Raw genomic sequence first — 21,950 nt, 5'->3', positions numbered from 1 at the left:
GTTATGTCTACATCGGATGCACAGCATTCAGCAGATTTAAATGCACAAACAGTTTCAGCAATCGCCAATCTTGCTCGATTGTCGCTCAATGATACGCAATCTGCTGAATATGCTCAAAGTCTAAATAAAATTTTAGGCATGATGGAAACCTTAAAAGGCATTGATACGGAAGGCGTAGAACCTTTAAAAAGTCCTTTTGACAATCCTCAACCTTTACGTGCTGATGTGGTAACGGAAAGCAATCATCGAGATGAATACCAAGCGGTTGCACCTGCAACTCAAGATGGTTTGTATCTTGTTCCTCGCGTGATTGAATAACTTTTACTCAATTAACCCATCTTCCCTATTTTGAATGTAAAGAAATTTTACTCATGACTGATTTACATCGCTTATCAATTCGTGAACTTGCTGAGGGCTTAAGCCAAGCGAAGTTTTCATCTCGCGAACTGACTGAACATTATTTGCAACGTATTGCTAAAATTGACCCACTGGTAAAAAGCTATGTGACGGTTACACCTGAGCAAGCGCTTGCCGAAGCTGACGCTGCCGATGCTGCTTTTAAAGCAGGTAATGCAACTGCTCTAACGGGTATTCCTCTGGCACACAAAGATATCTTTTGTACCAAAGGCATTAAAACAACTGCTGGTTCAAAAATTCTAGACAACTTCATCTCTCCTTACGATGCAACTGTTGTTGAAAAAACAAAAGCTGCTGGTCTTGTCACTTTAGGTAAAGTGAACATGGACGAGTTTGCGATGGGCTCAACTTCAGAAAGCTCATATGTTGGGGCAACTAGCAACCCATGGGCGCTTGACCACGTTCCTGGTGGTTCATCAGGTGGTTCTGCTGCTGCTGTAGCGGCTGATTTAGCGCCATTTGCAACAGGTACTGATACAGGTGGTTCAATTCGCCAACCTGCTTCTTTCTGTGGCTTAACAGGCTTAAAACCAACCTATGGTCGTGTATCTCGCTTCGGTATCATTGCTTACGCGTCATCTTTAGACCAAGCAGGTCCAATGGCACGCTCTGCTGAAGACTGTGCTTACCTGATGAATGTAATTGCAGGTCACGATGTAAAAGACTCGACTTCGGTTAAAAAAGAAGTTGATGACTACGTTGCGAACTTAAATGGCACATCTGTAAAAGGCTTACGTATTGGTATTCCTAAACAGTACTTTAACGTTTCAGGATTAGATGCAGACGTAAAAGCGCGTGTCGAAGAATCATTGAAAAAGCTTGAAGAAATGGGCGCAACGCTTGTTGAGATTGACCTCAACATGACTGAAGCCTATGTACCAACGTATTACCTGATTGCGCCAGCAGAAGCATCTTCTAACTTGTCTCGTTATGACGGTGTTCGCTATGGCTACCGCTGTGAAAACCCAGCTGACTTGATGGATCTCTACAAACGTTCTCGTTCAGAAGGCTTTGGTCCAGAAGTTCAACGTCGTATCTTAATTGGTACCTATGCACTCTCTGCGGGTTATTACGATGCTTACTATGTGAAAGCTCAAAAAGTACGTCGTTTAATTCAACAAGACTTCTTAAAAGCATTTGAAAATGTAGATGTGATTGCGGCTCCTTCTGCACCAACAACTGCTTATAAAATTGGTGCGAACTTAAGTCCAACTGAAATGTATTTAGGCGATATCTATACACTTGCAGTGAACTTAGCAGGCTTACCAGCGATTAATGCTCCTGTTGGTTTTGATAAAGACAGCTTACCTATAGGCTTACAATTAATTGGTAACTACTGGTCAGAATCACAATTGTTGTCGATTGTTCATCAATACCAACAAAACACCGATTTCCATACTCAACGTGCGGCAATTGCTGAGGAGAATGCATAATGGCTGAAGCTCAAAAGTTGAAATTGATTGACGGTTGGGAAGTCGTTATTGGTATCGAAATTCACACTCAGCTTGCAACCAATTCTAAAATTTTCTCAGGTTCATCGACTGAATTTGGTCAAGACCCAAATACACAAGCGAGCCTTGTAGACTTGGCAATGCCAGGTGTACTCCCTGTTTTGAATGAAAAAGTGGTTGATCTTGCCATCCGCTTTGGTTTGGGTATCGATGCATACATCGACCAAGCATCTGTGTTTGCACGTAAAAACTACTTCTACCCAGACTCTCCAAAAGGCTACCAAATTAGCCAAATGGATAACCCGATTGTGGGCTTGGGTCATATCGACATTCAACTTGAAGATGGCACAACAAAACGCATTGGTGTAACTCGTGCTCACCTTGAAGAAGATGCTGGTAAATCAATTCATGACCAATTTGAAGGCATGTCTGGCATTGACTTAAACCGTGCTGGCACACCTTTACTTGAAATCGTTTCTGAGCCAGACATGCGTTCAGTTGAAGAAGCTGTGGCCTATATCAAATCAATTCACACACTTGTGCGTTGGTTAGGTATTTCCGACGGTAACATGGCTGAAGGTTCATTCCGTGCAGACTGTAACGTGTCTTTACGTCGTCCGGGACAACCATTTGGTACGCGCTGTGAGCTGAAAAACCTCAACTCATTCCGTTTCATTGAACAAGCGATCAATGTTGAAATTGAACGCCAAATGGAAATTTTGGAATACGGTGGAAGCATCGACCAAGAAACTCGTTTGTTCGATCCAAACAAAATGGAAACGCGTTCAATGCGCTCTAAAGAAGAAGCGAACGATTATCGCTACTTCCCAGATCCAGACTTGTTACCAGTGATTATTGCAGATGAGCAAATTGAAGCTGCTCGCGCTGCACTTCCAGAGCTACCTGCTGCACGTCGTGCACGCTTTATCGCAGACTTTGCTGTAACTGAGTACGATGCTCACGTACTTACGCTTTCACGCGAAATGGCAGACTTCTTTGAAGCTGTTGTGTCTGCTGCTGGCGGTGCGAAGCAAGGTAAAGTATCTGCAAACTGGGTAATGGGCGAATTCTCAGGTGCGTTAAACAAAGCAGGCCTAGATTTGGCTGACTCACCTGTTTCTGCTGAACAGCTTGGCGGCATGATTGCACGTATTGTTGACAACACCATTAGCGGTAAGATTGCAAAACAAGTCTTTGGCTTTATGTGGGAATCGGAAGGTAAATCTGCCGATGACATTATTGCGGAAAAAGGCTTAAAGCAAGAAACTGACACTGGTGCAATTGAAGCAATCATTAAAGAAGTACTTGCAGCCAATGAGAAAATGGTTGAAGAATACAAGTCTGGTAAAGAAAAAGCCTTTAACGGTCTTGTTGGTCAAGTCATGAAGGCTTCTAAAGGTAAAGCTAACCCTGCTCAAGTTAATGAATTAATGAAGAAATTGATTGGTTAATTTGACTAGCCAACTCAAGAAAAAGCCTCGATTTATCGGGGCTTTTTTATATCCGTCTAAAGCATCCTTCGACTAAAGAATGCACTTTTTCCTAAAAAATTACTTAGTGACTGTGCTAATTTAAATTAAGAATTTAGATAACTTATATTTTAAAAAGAGAGATAAATCATGTCTAAAAAGATTTTAATGTTGGTCGGTGACTATGCAGAAGACTATGAAACCATGGTTCCTTTTCAGTTCTTAACTGGTTTAGGTTATATAGTGCATGCTGTTTGCCCAAATAAAAAGAACGGCGACCATATTGCGACGGCTATTCATGATTTTGAAGGTGAACAAACTTATAGCGAAAAACGTGGCCACAACTTTGCGATTAACTATGATTTTAATGCCATTAATACTGAAGATTATGTAGGTCTAGTTATTCCGGGTGGTCGTGCACCAGAATATTTACGCATGAATGACCGTGTTGTCGAAATTGTACGTGAGTTTGATCGAGTGAAAAAACCGATAGCAGCCGTATGCCATGGCGCTCAGTTACTCGCAGCGGCAGATGTATTACAAGGTCGCCTCTGCTCAGCTTATCCAGCATGTGCTGCCGAAGTAAAATTGGCAGGTGGACAATACGCAGATATTGCTGTGACTGAAGCAGTTACAGATGGTCATTTGGTGACTGCCCCAGCTTGGCCTGCACATCCAGCTTGGTTAGCACAATTTGTAAAAGTTTTAGGCGCTAAGATTACGATCTAAATAGACCTCTTCATCCTAATTAAAATAAAGCCTGCTGATTAAATAGCAGGCTTTATTACTAAAATAGAAAACTAGATTTTTTATCTTGTGATTCCCAACTTATTCCAAATCTCTGGTGTTAAAAACGTTGTCACCAATTTATTTAAATCGATATAGCGTAATGTGCCCTGCAGCTGCTGTTTAACTGCAGGATCTTTAACAATATCTTCGCCAGCACTTTGGCCTAACTGCTGGAAAGCTTCCCCAACTGCCTTCACACCTTCAGCCTGAATCACAGCTTTAGTTTGGGTAGAACATTGCTCCACAATCACACGTTGTAAAACCTGCGCCAGTTTCTGATCTAACTGATCCTTTTGCTCAGGTGTTACATTACTAAATGCTTTTAAATCAGGATGGGCAGCTAAAGCCGTAAATGTCCATTGAAGCACAGTGGTCTTGTCTGAAGCCGTTGTGGCCTTAACTAAACAGTCACTTAACTGATCAACCGTGGGACCCGCCATCGCAATTTGTGTTGTACCCAGTACAGCAACTGCCATACAGACTGAACGGCTCAAATGTGAAAACTTACGGCGGGCAATCGCATAAACTTGACGTGACATAGGTCTAGCTCCAATAAACAATCTGTTCTTTGTATCACAGAGCTAGTGGTGTTACCTGTTATGACTCTGTAAATCGTCTATTTCTTCAAATTTAACAATTACTTTAATAATTAGCCCATTCCCGCATAATTCCATGCTTCTGGAATATTTGGCTGTTCTGGTGCTTTATTTAAATCAATATTTAAATTTCTACTGCCCTGATAAGATTTCTCACCTGAATCTGAGGCAGGTGATACGCTTAGACTATAACGATAGCGAAATTGCCACAACATAGGTTTAATCGGACGAATATCTAGACTGAGACTATCTTCATCATGACAATTTCCTTTAGAACTTTCATAATCCTGCTCAGAAAAACATGCTCTAATCATCCGACTAAAACTAAATGGATAGTTCGCAATAAATTGATGTGCCGTTCCAGAATCTGTTAACTCATAAAAGCTAGCCCGTTCAATTCCAGCCCCACCACCCGAATACATTTCAGAAAGCTGATCAATTATTGCAATTGCATAACGCTGTTGAGTGAGTGGAAAAAGCTTAGGAAATATATATTGTTTATAAAAGCCATCTTCGCTTCCTGTTGTCACAATATTCCATTTGCTGACTAATTTAAAACCTGTAGATGTAGCTTTAAACTGTGCGATATCATTACGGCTCGATAATATCCATAAATTTTGGTCTGGAGTTTTTAGACTACGCCATTGCGCGCCTTGGTGGCATAAATCTTTTATTTGTTCACACAATTGACTTTGCTCTGTTGAACTCAGTTGCCCTTTCTTAAATTCCAAAATTTGTAATGGCGCAGCAAAAACGGATATGGCCGAACAACTTAATACAGCTGCTAAAGCAACCATTTTTAAATTAATTTTATAATTCAAAATCTTATTTCCTTAGACTATTCTTATATATTCAATGCATTATTTTACAATAGCTTCAATTCGATCAAGCTCCCACACCCCACCTGCTGCCAAGCCTTTGCACATCCCTGTCCACATATCTTTTGTGTGTACAAAACTCTTGCCATCCCATACCCATTCTTCACTTGCCCAGCAATCGCCTATGCCTCTTCCTTTTTGAGCACTACTAATAATACCACTATCGAAATCAGAAGCTGTTTCTGTCACAAACAGTGCCTTACCAGCCAAAGACTCATCGAGTACCCACGCCCCATACCCTTCATTATAAGCCCCTCTCCAACACAACGTAGTCACCAAAACTTTCTTATTGGTTAGTTTATATAGCTCAATTTTTTGTGGTTCAGCTCCATCACTATTACCACCATAAATTCCTTCACAAAAGTCTTCTTTAGGATTCGGATTAGCTGCCATCAAGCTACGGTGTATTGCTTGATACTGCTTGCTTTTCGGTTGTAGCGTTAAATAAGGTTTGGCTGTAGTTTTAATGCGTTTAACAAGTAGTTTTGGCTCAAGCATAAGTACTTTAGCTTCATTGGCACTTCCCTTTTTAACTAAAGCACCAACAGTCCCAATACGCTTCTGAAAGTCATCCATTTTTAATAGCACAGCGGTCATTCCTGCATCGGAAATTTTCCATTCATGCTGCGCATTTTTAAATACAATTTCAGTTTTCTGTTTAGACTGCTGTAGTACAACGTTGACTTGTGAATTATTCAATTTCCCCATCAATGGCAAATCGGTACCATCTATAGTTACAGTGCCTAAATCTTTGCCATTTACATAAAAATGAATATTTTTAAGCTGATTGGCTGGCAAGCTTTGCTCATAGTCTGATAAAGCAAATTCGGCTTGTACAGGTTGTTTTGGCCCTGCTTTACGTGTTAATAAAATTGAAGCTGGATTATCACCATTGTCTTCATTTTGATAGCCTGCGGCTTTACATGTACCCGTATTGCTACAAGAGATTTCCCATTCTTGGTGTGAAAATGAAATACCTTTTATGTCTTGAGCAAAACCATAAGAACTGATGACTGATAAACAGCACATTGAAAGGATTTTTTTCATTTTTTCATGTCTCTGCTGGTCTGTTTTATTATGAAGTTAAAACAGTTTTCAATTTTGAATTACCTTACAGTTTAAAAGAATATGTTAGATTTATATAAGATTTAAATTGATTACTTTCTAAAAATGAAAAAATTAAATTTTTTATTATGCACAGCATTGGTCAGTCTAACTTCAACTGCTTATGCAGAAGTAAAAAGCTTTATGCCTCATTTCCCAAAGTTTTATAGCTCTGCTGCAACCCGCAAAGCAGATAATAGTTCTACGCTCTAGGAGAGGCAAAGTTTTTAAACGGCGTTACAGTGCCGTTTTATGGTGTTACAGCACAAAGTCCAACAGAGAATGGTTTACTTAAAGATTTTGAAACGTGTACACCTAAAAGTTGCCTTTTTAATTTTAAACTCGATACTCAACATGCAAAACAACTCAAGCTTCTTGCATTACCTGAAACAGGCTTAGTGCTCGTTCCAAGAAATTGGCAAGATGTGCAAGCAAATGCAGGCGCTAATGGGACTGGTTTTGCTCTAATAATGAGTACAGATCAAAAACAAGCAATAGAACTCTATGATTCTTCATTTTGTGTTGGCTGTGGACTACCAAATGCAACGCTTTATTTTCCTGAGCTGTTAAAAGAAAGTCTTGAAAATGAGTTTGGCGGATTCAAAGACTCTAAAAAACTCATTAACATTGTTCACCCCTCTAAAAAAGTCGCTTTTTTTAGTTATCAAATTCCACAAGTGAACAATAAAACGCATGGTATTGCCAAATATCATGATGAGGACACTTTTAACTATAAAGAGATTCAAGTCACCTTAGATAAATCTCAGCAGTCTTTGGTTGGCCCTATCCTTAATTTTTATAATGCAACTCACTAATCCAATACTTATGAAAAAACCCGCTTTTGCGGGTTTTCATTTATTTATGTAGTATCGACTCAAAAGCTTTTAAACGCTTATAAATCGAAAGTAATTCAATAATTGTTTTCCATGAACTAATTAAGTATTGGAAGGATTCGCGTACACGCCCAAATACATTTGCAATTTGTTGAATCAAACCTAATGTGAGCTTACCAGCAGCAATCGATGGGAAAAGGACAACCAAGTTATATAAAACATCAAGTTGACCATACCAAATAGCTGTCATATTAAAATAGGCATAATGGAAGTAAAGTCTGAAATAATTTTTACGTACATTACTAAATAACTCACGCAAGGTAGCAGGTTGTGCGCGATCAGCATGGTCTTCACCATAGACAAGTTCTTTACGATAAGCCGCCTCTACTTTCTGATTGTTAAATTGCAAACCTGGCAACTTAATCCCTACTACCATTAATAGAACAGTACCGAAAATTGACCACACTATTGCGGCCCATACTAAAGAGTGATTTAACTCACCAACAATAGGTAAAACAGTAACGTGTTTAGACAGCTGAAATAAAATAGGTAAAAACGCAATCAATGTAATAACTGCTTTTACTAACTCTACCCCTAAATCTTCCAAAATTGTTGCAAAGCGCATGGTATCTTCTTGCACACGCTGCGAAGCACCTTCAACATGACGCAGTTGTTCCCAATGTTCTGTGTAGTATTCATTCATTGCTGTACGCCAACGGAATACATAGTGGCTTGTGAAAAAAGCATTAATTACAGCAAGAGTCACAGCAACCATAGCAATATAAAGAAAGACCATAGTCTCACTATAGAGTGCCGAAACATTTCCCCCGCCACTCGAAAGCATTTTTTGAATTAAATCCCAAAATGGTACATACCATGCATTAATCGCAACACTGACCTGAACACTAAACCAGATATTAAATAAGATAAATGCAGAGCCCCATATAGACCAACGCTGCCATGGATTATTAGAAAGAACTTTCCAAAAGCCAGCAAAAAGAGCAGTAGAGACTAAAAACCAGAGATAGAACCATAAAAATGCAGGTGACCAAAAACGGCTTACCCCAATAGGCAACTCAGCATCTGCATAACCATGAGGAAAGCCTAAATACTCTCCCCAGTGATCTCCCCCCGTATACCAGAGCACCATATTTAGCGCGAGCCAAATAACTACAGATATAAAAAAATACCGTGGTGATGGAAAGAATGATTTGAACATTGAGCGTGGATATCCTTATATTTCTTCAAATTTACAATGGAAGGAATACTAAAACCTAAACCTTAAAATTGTGAAGGGCAAAGTTTAGAGAATTGTCAATTTTTCCCGTTTCATTGAAGGATTTGATCGTTTTTTTGTAAATTCATCCCTTTTTGGCAATTTAATCCATTTAAATTACCTTGTATATGACTCTCGATAGAGCCATATACGGCTTTTATAACACAGCAATATCAGAGATTAAATCTCTTCTTTACGAACAATATAACCTTCCAACTGCATTGCCTGAATCAGCAAATCAAGGTCTGATGCGCTTTTAAGCTCAACATCAACACTCACAGCGCTTTCTTTGGCACGGCTTGTTGCTGCAAAGCGTTCATGACGTAATTCATAAATATTACCGCCTTGCTCAGCAATGATTGCAGTTAAACGAGCTAAAGCACCCGGATTATCTGGTAATTCAACACGAATACGGACCATACGCCCTGTACGCGTTAAATGACGTTGCAATACAGAGACCATAACGCGTGTATCAATATTGCCACCAGACAGCACCACACCCAACTTATGACCTAAAAATAGATCAGGACGAGACATGATTGCAGCAATACCTGTCGCACCAGCCCCTTCACACACTGTTTTCTCAATATTAAGTAACAGTGCAATTGCCTCTTCAATCATGTCTTCAGTAACAACAACAATGTCATCAACATATTGTTTAGCAACTTGAGTTGTAAGCTCGCCCGGAGTTTTTACCGCAATACCTTCTGCAACTGTAGAGCCCATTGAAACAGCATGCTGATAATTGCATAGAAGTTTCGCCATACTCGGATATACAACCGATTGCACCCCAATCACTTTAATTTTGGGATTTATGGCTTTGGCAGCAATCGCAATACCAGAAATAAGACCACCACCACCAATTGGCACAACTAAAATGTCTAGTTCAGGAACAGCTGCAAGCATTTCGAGCGCAATAGTTCCCTGACCTGCAATAATTTCTGCATCGTCAAATGGATGGATAATTGTTAAAGATTCTTCTTGTGCAACACGGTGCATTTCAGCAGCAGCTTCTGAAAAGTCTTGTCCATGTAAAATGACACGTGCCCCATATTCACGCACTCGTTGTACTTTTACATTAGGTGTAGATTTCGGCATTACAATAGTTGCTGTCACGCCTGTGCGCTGAGCATGATACGCTACGCCTTGCGCATGATTTCCTGCCGAAGCTGCAATAACACCGTGTTGTTTTTCTTGGTCAGATAAACACAACAGTTTATTCAGTGCACCCCGTTCTTTAAAAGAAGCGGTAAATTGTAAGTTTTCAAATTTCAGCCACATCTCAGCCCCTAAGGTTTTAGAAATGGTTTCTGAGAAAACAAAAGGAGTTTTTACGACTAAACCTTCTAAACGCTCTGCGGCAGCATGAACATCATCTAATGTTGGAAACCCATTTTTAACCTGTTGCTGTATCATTTATCTAGTCAGCCTCAATACATTACAAATCAATTATTTTTTAAAAATGACATCAATATTTTATATTGGTCATCAGAGTTTTCAGCATATCCAACATATACCTAATATACAAAAATTTTTATTCCAAAAATTAAGGATTTAAATTCACATAAAAAAAAGCCCTATTCAGGCTTTTTAATTAATTTTCAAACAATTAACATCAAATTATTGAGTTTGTGCACTTAACCCTTCAGTAGACATATTCTGTTCAGCTATTTTTTCATCAATAGCAAACTGAATATCAGAAAGTTTGGCATTGGCTGCATCGATGCCAGATTTCATGGTAGCTTCACGGCCTTTCACATCAAAAATATGGGCTTTTTCTCTTAAATCTGGCTGAATAACAACATCCGCATATTGTAATTCTTCTGCCGCCAAACGACCTTGCATAATATTAATATTCTGGTTAAACAGTCCCCAAACATTCGATGTTTCCGTGTAAATAGGCTGAGCTAAAATATCAACTGCAATAATCACATCAGCACCTAAGTCACGTGCAACCTCAACTGGTACAGGACTGACCAAGCCGCCATCTACATATTCAGATTTACCAATTTTAGTGGGTACAAACATACTTGGAATCGAAGCAGATGCTCTTACGGCTTGCCCAGTATTACCATAGTTAAATACGGTTTTAGTGCCATGCTTTAATTCAGTTGCAACCACATACATTGGGATTTTCATTTTTTCGAGTGGGATGTTGTTTACTTGCTGGTTAACGTAGTTTTCTACTTTTTTACCATCAAAAAAACCTTTTAGTCCGATACTAATATCACGCACATCGCCAGCTTTCATTTTTAAAGCAGTATTCCGTAATTCAGCAGGACTTTTACCACTGGCATAAAGTGCTCCAACAATACTACCCGCACTGGTACCTACAATAAAATCTGGTCGGATACCATGTTGCTCCAAAACCTCAATGACACCGATATGAGCATAACCTCGTGCTCCACCACTACCCAATACGAGTGCAACCACAGGACGTTTTTGCTGTTTTTTAATTCGTGCAAATGGCTGATCAACAGAGCGAGCATAAGCCTCTGCTGTTGGTGATTTGAGCGCAGCAGATAAGTGTGTAGTGGTCTGGCATCCTGCCAACACCATAGAGAGTCCGAGAACCCACAATTTAAGCTGTTTCATGGCCTATCTTCGCACTATGAGGTTTAAGTTCGGATTGCAATTTTAGTTGTTAGTCTCGTTAAAAGCTGTATTGAATTTATTTAATTTGTCATGTTTAAAATTTAGACTCAAGTATTTTATCTATCCCCCTTATGAAAAAGGCCCCTTATTTATAAGAGGCCTTTTGTAACTTACCAGATATCTGAATCAACTTTTTTCTTCAATTCCGGATATTTATCAATTTTAAACTCAGGCTCTTTAATGCCTTTTTTCAATTGTTCACGGTAATCTTTCAACAATGTGCGTGCCATCGGTGTTAACAGTAAAATTGCAATCAAGTTAATGGTTGCCATGATACCCATAAACAAGTCAGCCATAGACCAAACGAGTGGAACACTACCAATTGCACCGAAGTACACCATCACCAATACAAAAATACGGAAGATGAACATGACTTTCGGGTTGTTATTAATAAACTGTACATTACCTTCTGCATAGGCATAGTTACCTAGTACAGCTGAATAACAGAACAAGAATAATAGAACAGCAAGGAAGTCCGATCCCCAATGCCCAACTTGAGTTTCTAAAGCACGTTGAGTTAATTCAACACCAACAAAACCTGCATCTTGGTAAACACCAGAAACCAAAATAATGATTGCAGTACTTGTACATACAATGAACGTATCTACAAATACACCGAGCATTTGTACCAAACCTTGGTTTACAGGATGTTTTACATCAGACGCAGCTGCTGCGTTTGGTGCAGAACCCATACCAGCTTCGTTAGAGAACAAGCCACGCTTAATCCCTTGCATCATTGCCATTGAAACTGCCGCACCAAAGAAACCACCTGCTGCAGAATTAAAGTTGAAAGCTTCAGTCACAATCAGCTTTAAAATATCAGGCAAAATCGCATAGTTACTGATAGCAATATAGAGAGCAACAGATAGGTAAAGACCTGCTTTTAAAGGTACAAACATCTCAGCAAATTTAGCGATACGCTTAATACCACCAAAAATTGCCAATGCAACCATAACGACAAGTGCAATACCAACCCATGAAATTTCTAGATCAACACCACCTAGATGAGCAATAACATTTGCTTTATCCCAACCCCAAGCATGTGAAGATGCATTAGCAATCGCGTTGATTTGAACTGAGTTAAATACGAAACCGTAGGTAAAGATCAATGCAAGTGCGAAGACCACACCAAAGGTTTTACTGCGCAAACCTTGAGTAATATAGTAGGCTGGTCCACCACGGAACTGTTTACTCTTACTATCTCTAACTTTAAATAGCTGAGCAAGCGTAGATTCAATAAAAGCAGAGCTCATACCAAGAACAGCAGTTACCCACATCCAGAAAACTGCACCAGGACCGCCAATTGCGATAGCAATTGCTACACCAGCAATATTACCTACCCCAACACGGCTCGCAAGGCCAGTTACAAACGCTTGGAAAGGTGTAAGACCATGCTCATCTTCCCCTTCTGTACGACTACTTTTCATCACTCGGATACTTTGCAAGAACATGCGAATTTGCACAGCTCCTGTTAAGACCGTATAAAAAATACCTACAGCTAGCAAGAAAATAACCAAAAAGTCCCATAAAGGGTCATTAAAAAATTTTACCCACGACATCAGTGTGGCATTGAGTTGTTCATTCATACTCGGTCCGCTTACGTTCCTTGCTAATGTGCTAAAAGCACATGCCAAAATACTGCAATAAACAAAAAAGCCCCTAAAAACCGGGACTTTTCAGTAAATTCAAGAAAAAACTTTTAATGTCAATTGAATAGCAATTACCGTCACAAGTTTAAGCAACATCATGCCCAACACTAAGCCTTTGAAGGTTGCATGAGAGAAAGCGACCTTCAGATAAAATAATATCATTGCACTACTGAACTTTTCCGCTTTCGGAAAAACAGTATGCATCGACTCAGCTACAAACTTGGAAACTAACAAATGACCACCGCTAAATAAACTCGTCTAATGATTCCCATCAGTTAAGCGAGTTTTACAAAATCTGGATTTAAGCCAATAAGCATATTTACATATACTTTTGAACAAATGTCTAAACTGGATATAAATTTCAAAGACTGTAACGAGCCATCGCCATAACGCGACTATCTGCGCCCTTTTCTTCACGATCAAAGAAGAGTGCGTTTAGACCTGTACTAAGCTGTTGTATTTTTTGTGGCTCAGTAGCTGCTTGAGTTACGTTCATTTTCATGGTTGCAATGGTAATCGCCAATCCTTGTTTCATGAACTGCTTGTTGATGAGTGGTAAACTCATGTAAAGCTCCTATACCTCGTGTATTTCTCCATTTCTGCATCTAAATCCTTTTTGTAAAAGAATTTTGTTTGCAGCCAGCATTTCCTAACGTGAGTATGGAGAAATCATACCTGCGTAAAAAAGTCGGTATTATGCAGAAATTTAAAGTTTTGTGTATATTTTTCATTAAAATTTTATATAAAAAATGGTCATATTTTATATAAAACTATCCGTTTTGTACTGTTTTTAAACATATTATACCTTTATTTCAATTGAATATTTTTCACCCACTCACTGTTATGCTTTTATTTTTATAACCGACAAAATCACACTATTTTGTCTATTTAAATCTAAAGTGGCATATTCGAATTATGATTAATCAGACAATATGTCTAGACTAATTAAATTATCATACCTGTAAGCATATCTCTTTTCTAATATTTTTTGCTTATAAATGAAGTACTTTCACAGTATGAAAGTAAGCTTCAAAAAGTATGAAATATTTACGAAAAAGATGTAGGAGTACTCATGAATCTGGAACAAGTTCGTCTCGTTGATGAAGCTATCACTTCTCGACATTCTGTCCGCGCTTTTTTAAATACTCCAATTGAGTCAGAAGTCATTAAAGATATATTACAAGTCGCAAGTCGAGCACCTTCTGGAACAAATACTCAACCATGGAAAGTTTATGTGGTAACAGGAAACAAGCGTGATGAAATGGTAGAGCGTGTTTGTGCAGCACAAATTGAAGTTTCAAAAAACCCAGAGCTTGCAGAAAAATATAAAGAAACCTTTGCCTATTATCCTGAAAAATGGATATCGCCATTTATTGATCGCCGCCGTGAAAATGGTTGGGGACTCTATGGTCTACTCGAAATCAAAAAAGGCGAAAAAGAAAAAATGGCGGAACAGCAGTTACGTAATTTCAAACTGTTCGATGCTCCAGTCGGCCTTTTCTTTACTGTAAATAAAACAATGGGAATCGGGTCTAAAATGGATATCGCAATGATGATCCAGAACGTGATGGTCGCTGCTAAGGCACGTGGTTTAGATACATGCCCACAAGCAGCTTGGAACCATTTTCACCCTGTGGTTTTAGATATCTTGGGTGCATCAGATGAAGAAGAACTCGTATGTGCAATTGCGTTAGGTCATGCTGATCCCAACCACATTGTAAATACCTTTATTACCCCTAGAGAACCAGTTGAAAATTTCGCAGTTTTTCTAGACGAATAATATATAAGTGGCCATTCTCTTAAAACTATGAGAATGGCTTTATTGCTACCTGTTTCGTCGCTTTTAATACGACAATAAAACCACTCAGTGTAAATAACACCATCATCACGCCCATATTGAGCGACGCAGACCAAATAAGGAAATTAAGTAATACACCACCTAAAAGGCCACAAGCGAATTGCATACTTCCCATGATTGCACTTGCTGTTCCTGCTCGTGCGCCTTGCTTAGACATTGCCAACGCCATTGCATTTGGTCCTGTTAAACCAATCCCTGAAATCGCTAAAAATAGCCCTAACATTACAAACCATAAAGGTGCTGCTGGAATTAAGCCAGCAATTAATACAATGCTTGCCCCTGTCACTTGTACCATTGAACCAGCTCTTAAACGTTTAGTGATTTCAACACGTGTTGTTAAGTGCTTATTTAAAGATGACATCAACATAATGCCAAAAGCATTTAGTCCAAATACATAAGCAAACTCTTGTTGATTTAGTCCGTACTGATCCATGAAAACTGCTGGTGCCGAGCTGATATAACAAAATAGCGCTGCTCCTGTTAAACACCCTGCAAACATAGGTAAACGGAAGCTCGTATCTTTGAAAATAGCCCCATAGAGGGTCACTACTTGATATGGTGAAAGCTTAAGCCTTTTATCAGTGGCTAAGGTCTCTTTAAAGAAGAAATGTACACACAGCCAACATATAACGCCAACAATTGAAAGGGCAATAAAAATAGCTTGCCAAGGAAACCAGATTAAAATCCATGCTCCAATCATAGGTGCCAAAATTGGTGCAAGTCCCATTACAATCATCATGCTTGAAAAAGCTTGTGCCGAGCCTTGAACATCGAGTTTATCGCGTATTGCTGCACGAGCCATGACCACGCCAACACAACCACCTAAAGCCTGCAAAATACGAGCAGCAATCAAGCCCCATTCATTTGTTGCCAATACGCAAAATAAGCTTGCGACTGCGTAAAGTGCGAGGCCAAAGTAAAGTGGTTTTTTTCTACCAATACGGTCGCTTAGAGGACCATAAACCAACTGCCCAACAGCTAAACCAAAAAAGTACGCTGGTAATGTATTTGCCACCATTTGCGTACTTACCCCAAAATCATGAGCCATTTGTGGCAAAGCAGGTAAGTACATATCGATGGATAATGGCCCTAAAGCCGTAAGCAAAGCGAGCAGCATAATCCAGCCAATAGAGTATTGACGCTGGGCTGTTTGTTCAGACATAACGATATTTCATTTTTCAATCATTTGCATACAGACAAGCTTACACTGTCTATCGTATGATTTGTGCAACATTGGTGTAGAAATACACAAATCCTTTATCACTCAGGTTGATCAGCAAGGACTTCCTTTGAAATCTTGGTTTAAACGCCTAAAAAGAGCGACTTATAACACAACATTTATGTATAACGTACGAATGCTGATAGCCTTTTCAGGAACTGCTTTCGTGCCTTATTTTTTAGGCTATCAATTAGCAACTATTCCACTCACTTTAGGTGTAGTCGCAGCAGGTTTAAGTGATATTGATGATCGCTTTTCCGTGCGAATCATGAACCTGATTTATACTTATATTGGGTTCTTCGTTACCGCTGCTTCCGTACAACTACTTTTCCCCTACCCAATGGCTTTTGCTTTAGGGTTAATTGCATCATGTATTGGCTGGATTTTACTCGGTTCATTAGGACGTCGTTACGCAACCATCTCTTATGGCTGTTTAGTTGTTTCAGTATATACCATGCTAGGTGTTCACCTTTTTGATCATTGGTACATCCAACCTGCCCTTTTAGTTGCAGGTGCTGCGTGGTACGGCCTCATTGCTACTATTAGCTTTTTATTATTTCCGGTTCGACAACTACAAGACAAACTGGCTGCGTCTTATGCATCTTTAGGTGATTTTCTTTTTGCAAAATCAAATTTGTTTGATGTAGATATGACTCCTGCCAGCTATCAGCAAAGCATGATCGAGCTGTCGTTAGAAAACGGTAAGTTGATTACGATTTTTAATGACTTAAAAACAGCTTTACTGACTCGCTTAAAAGGCGACCGTGGACAAAAAGATACCCGCCGAAGCTTACATTATTATTTTGTTGCTCAAGATATTCATGAACGTGCTGACTCAGCCCATATTGACTATCAAAAATTAGCCAAAATTTTTCAGCACAGTGATATTTTATTTAGATTTCAACGAATTTTGGCGGTTCAAGGTAAAGCTTGCCAAGAGTTAAATGAATGTATTTTGCAACGCAAACCTTATAACCATAATAAAAGGTTTAAACAAAGCTTTGAAAATCTACGCCTCTCTTTAGAGAAGTTACGTCGTGATCAGCATTATGACCTTTTATGGGTAAATGCTCTTTTCGCTTTATACCAAAATTTAAAGTCTATCGATTCCCAGTTACTCAACTTGGAAACTGAACAACACATTCAATCTGATAAAGTAAAACAAGCCGAGAACCAGCTGAAAGATGATGATTTACAAGGATGGAATGATATTGTCATCCGAATAAAACAGAACCTAACTCCTGAATCTGTGCTGTTCCGCCACGCAATTCGTGTCTCGATTGTTTTGTTTATTGGATATGTCTTTATTCAAATGACCCATATTGAATATGGGTACTGGATTATGCTTACAGCTCTATTTGTAAGCCAACCCAACTTTAACGCGACCAAGCGCCGCTTACGTTTACGAATTGTTGGGACATTAGTTGGTATTGTTGTTGGACTTGCAATTATCTTCTTAATTCCTTCGACAGAAGGACAACTATTCATGTTGATATTAAGTGGAGTCCTGTTTTTTGAATTACGCAGTAAACAATATGCGCAGGCAACTGCCTTTATCACCATTTTGGCATTAATTAACTTTAATCTAGACGGTTCAGCAATGGCTGCTGCCATTCCTCGATTTGTAGATACTTTAATGGGATGTGCTTTAGCTTGGTTTGGGGTGACCTTCATTTGGCCTGACTGGAAGTTTCGACGTTTGCCTCGCAACATCAGACGCTCACTACAAGCTCAATGTAATTATTTAGCTGAAGTCGTTAAACAATATCATGAAGGCCGTAATCATGCGCTAAATTACCGAATTGTACGTCGAGCTGCACATAATACTGATGCTGAAGTTGCTTCACTTATTTCAACTTTAGCAACTGAACCAGACTTTGACCCGACTCGTAAATCCGATATTTTTGAATTTTTATGTTTAAACCATACATTTTTAAGTTATATCGCGGCACTTGGGGCACATAGAGAAAACATTCAGGATCAAGCTGTCCTTAAACTATTAGACCAAGCTCTTGATGATATTCAAGGTGCACTATTAAGAGACGAAATGCCTGATCTTACAGCACAAAATATGCTCCAAACGATACGTCAACGTCTAAGCCAAAATGATGAGGATGACCAAAAATCACTCATTATTTTACAGCAGCTCTCGCTCATGCTTGGTGTATTGAACCGATTTAGTATGTTAAAACAACGGCTAAGTCATGATCTTGATAATGATGCTAGTGAGCTTGCATCATTATAAATTTGCCTCGGAATTTAGTATTAAATTGGCATAATATCCTTTCCTGACTTATGCCAATTAGTGCTAAACTTAAAACAGTTTACAATTTGTTATTTGCACTATGACCGCGAAAACTTTATACGCTTATACGCTTCAGCCTGTTCCATATGACGTGTCAGAAGCTGAGCAACGTAATGCACAGCTTCTTATCTGGCGCAGCACTAATAAAATCAGCACAAAAATTTGGGCTATTATGGGTGTCGTTTTAGCCCTAGCTATATTAGGTCTTATTTTTATTAAGAACTACTCTACTGTTTTTTGCTGGGTTGCTATTGTCGCTGTAGTACTTTACTACCTAGGTCGTAAATACGGATTAGAATGGTACGTTAAACGCAAAATGAATGAATTTCCGGTACAGGAAATCAAAGGTATTCGTTTAGGTGTACAGCCTCATGGCATCGTGATGCGTCAGCAAATGGGCCATCAAGAAGGCGTTGGTACAATTGGATGGAAAAATATCTACGAATGGTACAACGCACCTGATTTCATTTTGGTCAATTTCAAAGTAAAAGATCCAAAAGGTCAAGAGCAGCAAGGTGCTTATATTCTACCTAAGCGCATGGATTCTAAGAACTTCTCGTTCAATACGATTCGCACTCACTTAAAAGAATCTGTAGGTGAACCAAAAACCTTGTAATTCTCGATTCTATAAAAAGCCTCCTGATGGAGGTTTTTTATTAAAGTAAAAATAAATGATAATGAAAATTAATATTATCTCCAAAATCCATATTATCTACTCAATCTTCGGCTATACTTCGTTACAAGATCTCCATCATATTTACATTTTCGACCATGTTTAAAAAAATTTTATTTCAAATTCATTGGTTTCTGGGTATTACTGCTGGCCTCATCTTATCTATTATGGGTGTAACAGGCGCAATTTATTCTTATGATCAACAAATTTTAAAATGGGTGAATTCTGATAGTTATGTTGTTCAAGCTGAAAACACTCCAAAATTAACCCCGGCTCAGCTATATCAACATTTCAATACAACTCAGCCTGAAATTAAAATTAATAGCATTACGATTGCCAAGGACCCCACCTCTTCTTCTGTTGTGAATATTGAAAAAGAAGGTGAGCGTCGTGGCTACAATATGATGGTTAATCCATATAACGCTCAAGTTCTGCCCGATGTAAAAGGCCGAAAATTGTTGTTACTCATACAACAAATTCATCGTAATTTAACAGCTGGTGAAGTTGGTAAACAAATTACTGGTGCATGCGCACTGATGTTAATTTACTTTGTACTCAGTGGGTTATATTTACGCTGGCCTAAAAAACATTCTGCTCGTCAATGGCTCGCTGTTAAGCCGAAGTTGAAAGGCCGAAATTTTATTTGGGATCTACATGCTGTTGTAGGTACGTGGGTCATTGTTTTTTATCTTCTTTTCGCGTGTACAGGTCTATATTGGTCTTATGACTGGTGGCGTAGTGGCATGTTCAAAGTGATGGGAGTTGAACAACCTAAACCACAAGGTCATGGTGCCACTCCTCAAAATCGCGGAATGCAACAAGGTAAACAATCTGACCGTAATAAGGATAAAAAATCAGAGCCTCAATTAGATAATACTCAGCTCATTACAGCACTTAATCAAACATGGAGTGGCTTCAATAGTCAGGTCGGGCGTGATTATTCGACACTAACATTAAACTTACCGAAAAAAGATGATGGAAAAGTTGAGTTAAGCTTTGTCGATGCTACGCCACAACATGAGCGTGCACGTAACCAAGCCATCTATAATTATCAAACTGGTAATATCGAAAAGATGGAGCTTTACGAAGATAAAAAGCTTAATCAAAAAATCATGAGCAGCATGTTACCGGTGCATCGTGGTAGTTTCTTTGGGCCAATTTATCAATTTGTTGCAATGCTTGCTTCATTGGCAATGCCTTTGTTCTTGGTTACAGGATGGATGCTTTATCTTAAACGCCGTAAACAGAAAAAATTAACACAGGCGGCTCGTCAGTCTTTAGCTGGACAATACATTGATCCAAATGCGAAACCTTGGCTTATTACCTATGCAACTCAAACAGGTGTAGCCGAACAACTCGCTTGGAGTACAGCAACAAGTTTACAAGAAGCTCATCAACCTGTTCAGGTTAAACCTGTACAGCAGCTAACGCAGTCTGATTTAGAGCAGCATGAGCAGGTTTTATTTGTAATCAGTACTTATGGTACTGGTGATGCACCAGATCTCGCCACAAGCTTTGCTAAAAAGCTTTTAAAAGCAACTCTAGATCTTAAACACATCAACTATGCTGTTTTGGCGTTAGGTTCTAAAGAATATCCTGATACTTATTGTAGCTTTGGACATGCGGTAGACCTCTGGCTTAAAACTAATGGTGCTCATGCCCTCTTTAGTACAATTGAAGTTGATAATGCAAACTTAGCGGATATTCAAAACTGGAATCAGGCACTCGCGAAAGCAACTAAATTAGATTTGCATGCGGTAAATTTAGAAAAAGTATTTGATACATGGATATTGCAAAAACGCGACCTACTCAATCCAAATAGCTTAGGTCAACCTGCTTATAATATTGAGCTTAATGCAAAGCACGAAGCACTATGGCAAGCGGGTGATATTGCTGAAATTCAATCAGGTAATAGCCCTGAACGTATTCACGACTTTTTGCAGAAGCATCATATTCTTAAAAATACAAAAGTTGATTCTTTACAGATTTCAATCGAAAAAGCTCTTTGGAATAAAGATTTAACGGGCGAAATTGAACCATTTGCGAATCTGGACCATTTATTAGAGCAGCTCCCTACTCTACCAACGCGAGAGTATTCGATTGCGAGTATTCCTTCTCAGCAAGTCCTTCGTTTGGTTGTACGCCAACAATATGATGCGTCTGGTAACTTAGGTTTAGGTTCGGGTTGGCTTACTCAACATACGCAAGTTAATAATGAAATTGCTTTGCGCATTCGTACGAATGAATCATTCCATCTTATTGATGACAACCGCCCTATTATTTGTATTGGCAATGGAACTGGTATTGCTGGCTTAATGAGCCTACTACACACACGTACTCGTCATGATTACACTGAAAACTGGTTAATCTTTGGTGAGCGTCAAAGAGCATGTGATTTCTTCTATTCATCAACTATTGAGGCATGGCAAACCACCGGAATGTTAAAACGCCTCGATTTAGCATTTTCGAGAGATCAAGAACAACGTATGTATGTTCAAGATGTAATCCGTCAGAATGCAGCAGAATTAGTAAGCTGGATAGAACGCGGTGCGGTTCTTTATGTATGCGGTAGTATTGATGGTATGGCAAGCGGAGTTGATCAAGCACTTATCGAAATTCTGGGTGAAGAACAAGTAGATGAGCTAAGACAACAAGGCCGTTACCGCCGTGATGTCTATTAAAGATCAATAAAAACAAAAACCGAGTAACAGCTTAAATGCTTTACTCGGTTTTTTATTGCATTCAGAATGATTTTGCATACACTGTCTGCAATTTAAA

General features: G+C 39.0%; 18 protein-coding genes and 1 pseudogene. 9 read left to right on the top strand and 10 right to left on the bottom strand.

All coding sequences use genetic code 11. The features are described 5' to 3' along the window. Nucleotides 1-3 precede the first annotated feature (3 nt). From gatC to MJX77_RS09150, 4 genes are all read left to right on the top strand, one after another. Nucleotides 4-318, top strand: a complete 315-nt coding sequence (gatC, locus tag MJX77_RS09165) for an Asp-tRNA(Asn)/Glu-tRNA(Gln) amidotransferase subunit GatC (protein ID WP_000107699.1) — start codon at nt 4-6, stop codon at nt 316-318. A gap of 53 nt (nt 319-371) precedes the next feature. After that, a complete protein-coding gene (gatA, locus tag MJX77_RS09160; RefSeq protein ID WP_252061250.1) occupies nt 372-1,850 on the top strand; it encodes an Asp-tRNA(Asn)/Glu-tRNA(Gln) amidotransferase subunit GatA in 1,479 nt (492 codons plus the stop codon). Next, on the top strand, nt 1,850-3,319 hold the full coding sequence (gatB, locus tag MJX77_RS09155) for an Asp-tRNA(Asn)/Glu-tRNA(Gln) amidotransferase subunit GatB (RefSeq protein ID WP_252061249.1): 1,470 nt from the start codon (nt 1,850-1,852) through the stop codon (nt 3,317-3,319). The genes gatA and gatB overlap by 1 nt, the downstream gene beginning before the upstream one ends. 168 nt (nt 3,320-3,487) lie before the next feature. After that, nucleotides 3,488-4,066 (top strand): DJ-1/PfpI family protein, encoded by a 579-nt coding sequence (locus tag MJX77_RS09150; protein WP_252061248.1) that lies wholly within the window; start codon nt 3,488-3,490, stop codon nt 4,064-4,066. Between the two features lie 80 nt (nt 4,067-4,146). Here the strand turns inward: MJX77_RS09150 and MJX77_RS09145 are convergent, their stop codons facing one another. The 3 genes from MJX77_RS09145 to MJX77_RS09135 form a co-directional block, all read right to left on the bottom strand. Beyond that, nucleotides 4,147-4,665 (bottom strand): hypothetical protein, encoded by a 519-nt coding sequence (locus MJX77_RS09145; RefSeq protein ID WP_004789310.1) that lies wholly within the window; start codon nt 4,663-4,665, stop codon nt 4,147-4,149. Between the two features lie 110 nt (nt 4,666-4,775). Beyond that, nucleotides 4,776-5,519 (bottom strand): hypothetical protein, encoded by a 744-nt coding sequence (locus MJX77_RS09140; RefSeq protein WP_252061321.1) that lies wholly within the window; start codon nt 5,517-5,519, stop codon nt 4,776-4,778. A 63-nt stretch (nt 5,520-5,582) separates the two neighbouring features. Next, nucleotides 5,583-6,647, bottom strand: coding sequence for a DUF1176 domain-containing protein (locus MJX77_RS09135; protein ID WP_252061247.1), 1,065 nt, complete (start codon nt 6,645-6,647; stop codon nt 5,583-5,585). 123 nt (nt 6,648-6,770) lie between these two features. On the opposite strand from MJX77_RS09135, the pseudogene MJX77_RS09130 reads away from it, so the two are divergent. Beyond that, nucleotides 6,771-7,519 (top strand): annotated as a pseudogene (locus MJX77_RS09130) (DUF4850 domain-containing protein). 40 nt (nt 7,520-7,559) lie between these two features. On the opposite strand, the gene sbmA reads toward MJX77_RS09130, so the two are convergent. The 6 genes from sbmA to MJX77_RS09100 all read right to left on the bottom strand — a co-directional run bounded on the left by sbmA (nt 7,560) and on the right by MJX77_RS09100 (nt 13,682). Further along, nucleotides 7,560-8,756, bottom strand: coding sequence for a peptide antibiotic transporter SbmA (gene sbmA, locus MJX77_RS09125; RefSeq protein WP_151767612.1), 1,197 nt, complete (start codon nt 8,754-8,756; stop codon nt 7,560-7,562). Nucleotides 8,757-8,993: 237 nt separating this feature from the next. Beyond that, entirely contained in the window at nt 8,994-10,229 is a 1,236-nt protein-coding gene (locus tag MJX77_RS09120; protein WP_013196924.1) for a threonine ammonia-lyase, read from the bottom strand. A gap of 204 nt (nt 10,230-10,433) precedes the next feature. Next, nucleotides 10,434-11,408, bottom strand: coding sequence for a patatin-like phospholipase family protein (locus MJX77_RS09115; RefSeq protein ID WP_216070996.1), 975 nt, complete (start codon nt 11,406-11,408; stop codon nt 10,434-10,436). 170 nt (nt 11,409-11,578) lie between these two features. Then, nucleotides 11,579-13,054: an alanine/glycine:cation symporter family protein gene (locus MJX77_RS09110; RefSeq protein WP_005309848.1), complete on the bottom strand. Its 1,476-nt coding sequence runs from the start codon at nt 13,052-13,054 to the stop codon at nt 11,579-11,581. A gap of 99 nt (nt 13,055-13,153) precedes the next feature. Further along, nucleotides 13,154-13,321, bottom strand: a complete 168-nt coding sequence (locus MJX77_RS09105; protein WP_116772752.1) for a hypothetical protein — start codon at nt 13,319-13,321, stop codon at nt 13,154-13,156. 157 nt (nt 13,322-13,478) lie between these two features. After that, complete coding sequence (locus tag MJX77_RS09100) at nt 13,479-13,682, bottom strand: hypothetical protein (protein WP_111856210.1); 204 nt, start codon at nt 13,680-13,682, stop codon at nt 13,479-13,481. A gap of 507 nt (nt 13,683-14,189) precedes the next feature. On the opposite strand from MJX77_RS09100, the gene MJX77_RS09095 reads away from it, so the two are divergent. After that, nucleotides 14,190-14,897: a nitroreductase gene (locus tag MJX77_RS09095; protein ID WP_111856209.1), complete on the top strand. Its 708-nt coding sequence runs from the start codon at nt 14,190-14,192 to the stop codon at nt 14,895-14,897. Between the two features lie 25 nt (nt 14,898-14,922). Here MJX77_RS09095 and MJX77_RS09090 read toward each other — a convergent pair whose 3' ends face one another. Then, nucleotides 14,923-16,137 carry a multidrug effflux MFS transporter gene (locus MJX77_RS09090; RefSeq protein WP_252061246.1) on the bottom strand — a complete coding sequence of 405 codons (1,215 nt, stop codon included), beginning with the start codon at nt 16,135-16,137 and terminating at the stop codon, nt 14,923-14,925. Between the two features lie 127 nt (nt 16,138-16,264). Between MJX77_RS09090 and yccS the strand changes: the two genes are divergently transcribed. The 3 genes from yccS to MJX77_RS09075 all read left to right on the top strand — a co-directional run bounded on the left by yccS (nt 16,265) and on the right by MJX77_RS09075 (nt 21,853). After that, on the top strand, nt 16,265-18,439 hold the full coding sequence (gene yccS, locus MJX77_RS09085) for a YccS family putative transporter (protein ID WP_034596023.1): 2,175 nt from the start codon (nt 16,265-16,267) through the stop codon (nt 18,437-18,439). Between the two features lie 100 nt (nt 18,440-18,539). Beyond that, a complete protein-coding gene (locus MJX77_RS09080; protein WP_004789292.1) occupies nt 18,540-19,115 on the top strand; it encodes an SdpI family protein in 576 nt (191 codons plus the stop codon). Between the two features lie 155 nt (nt 19,116-19,270). Further along, nucleotides 19,271-21,853, top strand: a complete 2,583-nt coding sequence (locus tag MJX77_RS09075; RefSeq protein WP_252061245.1) for a PepSY domain-containing protein — start codon at nt 19,271-19,273, stop codon at nt 21,851-21,853. Nucleotides 21,854-21,950 lie beyond the last annotated feature (97 nt).

This window comes from Acinetobacter sp. AHP123 (assembly GCF_023757925.1).
Classification (GTDB): Bacteria; Pseudomonadota; Gammaproteobacteria; order Pseudomonadales; family Moraxellaceae; genus Acinetobacter; species Acinetobacter oleivorans.
This window is presented reverse-complemented; position numbering and strand designations above follow the sequence as displayed.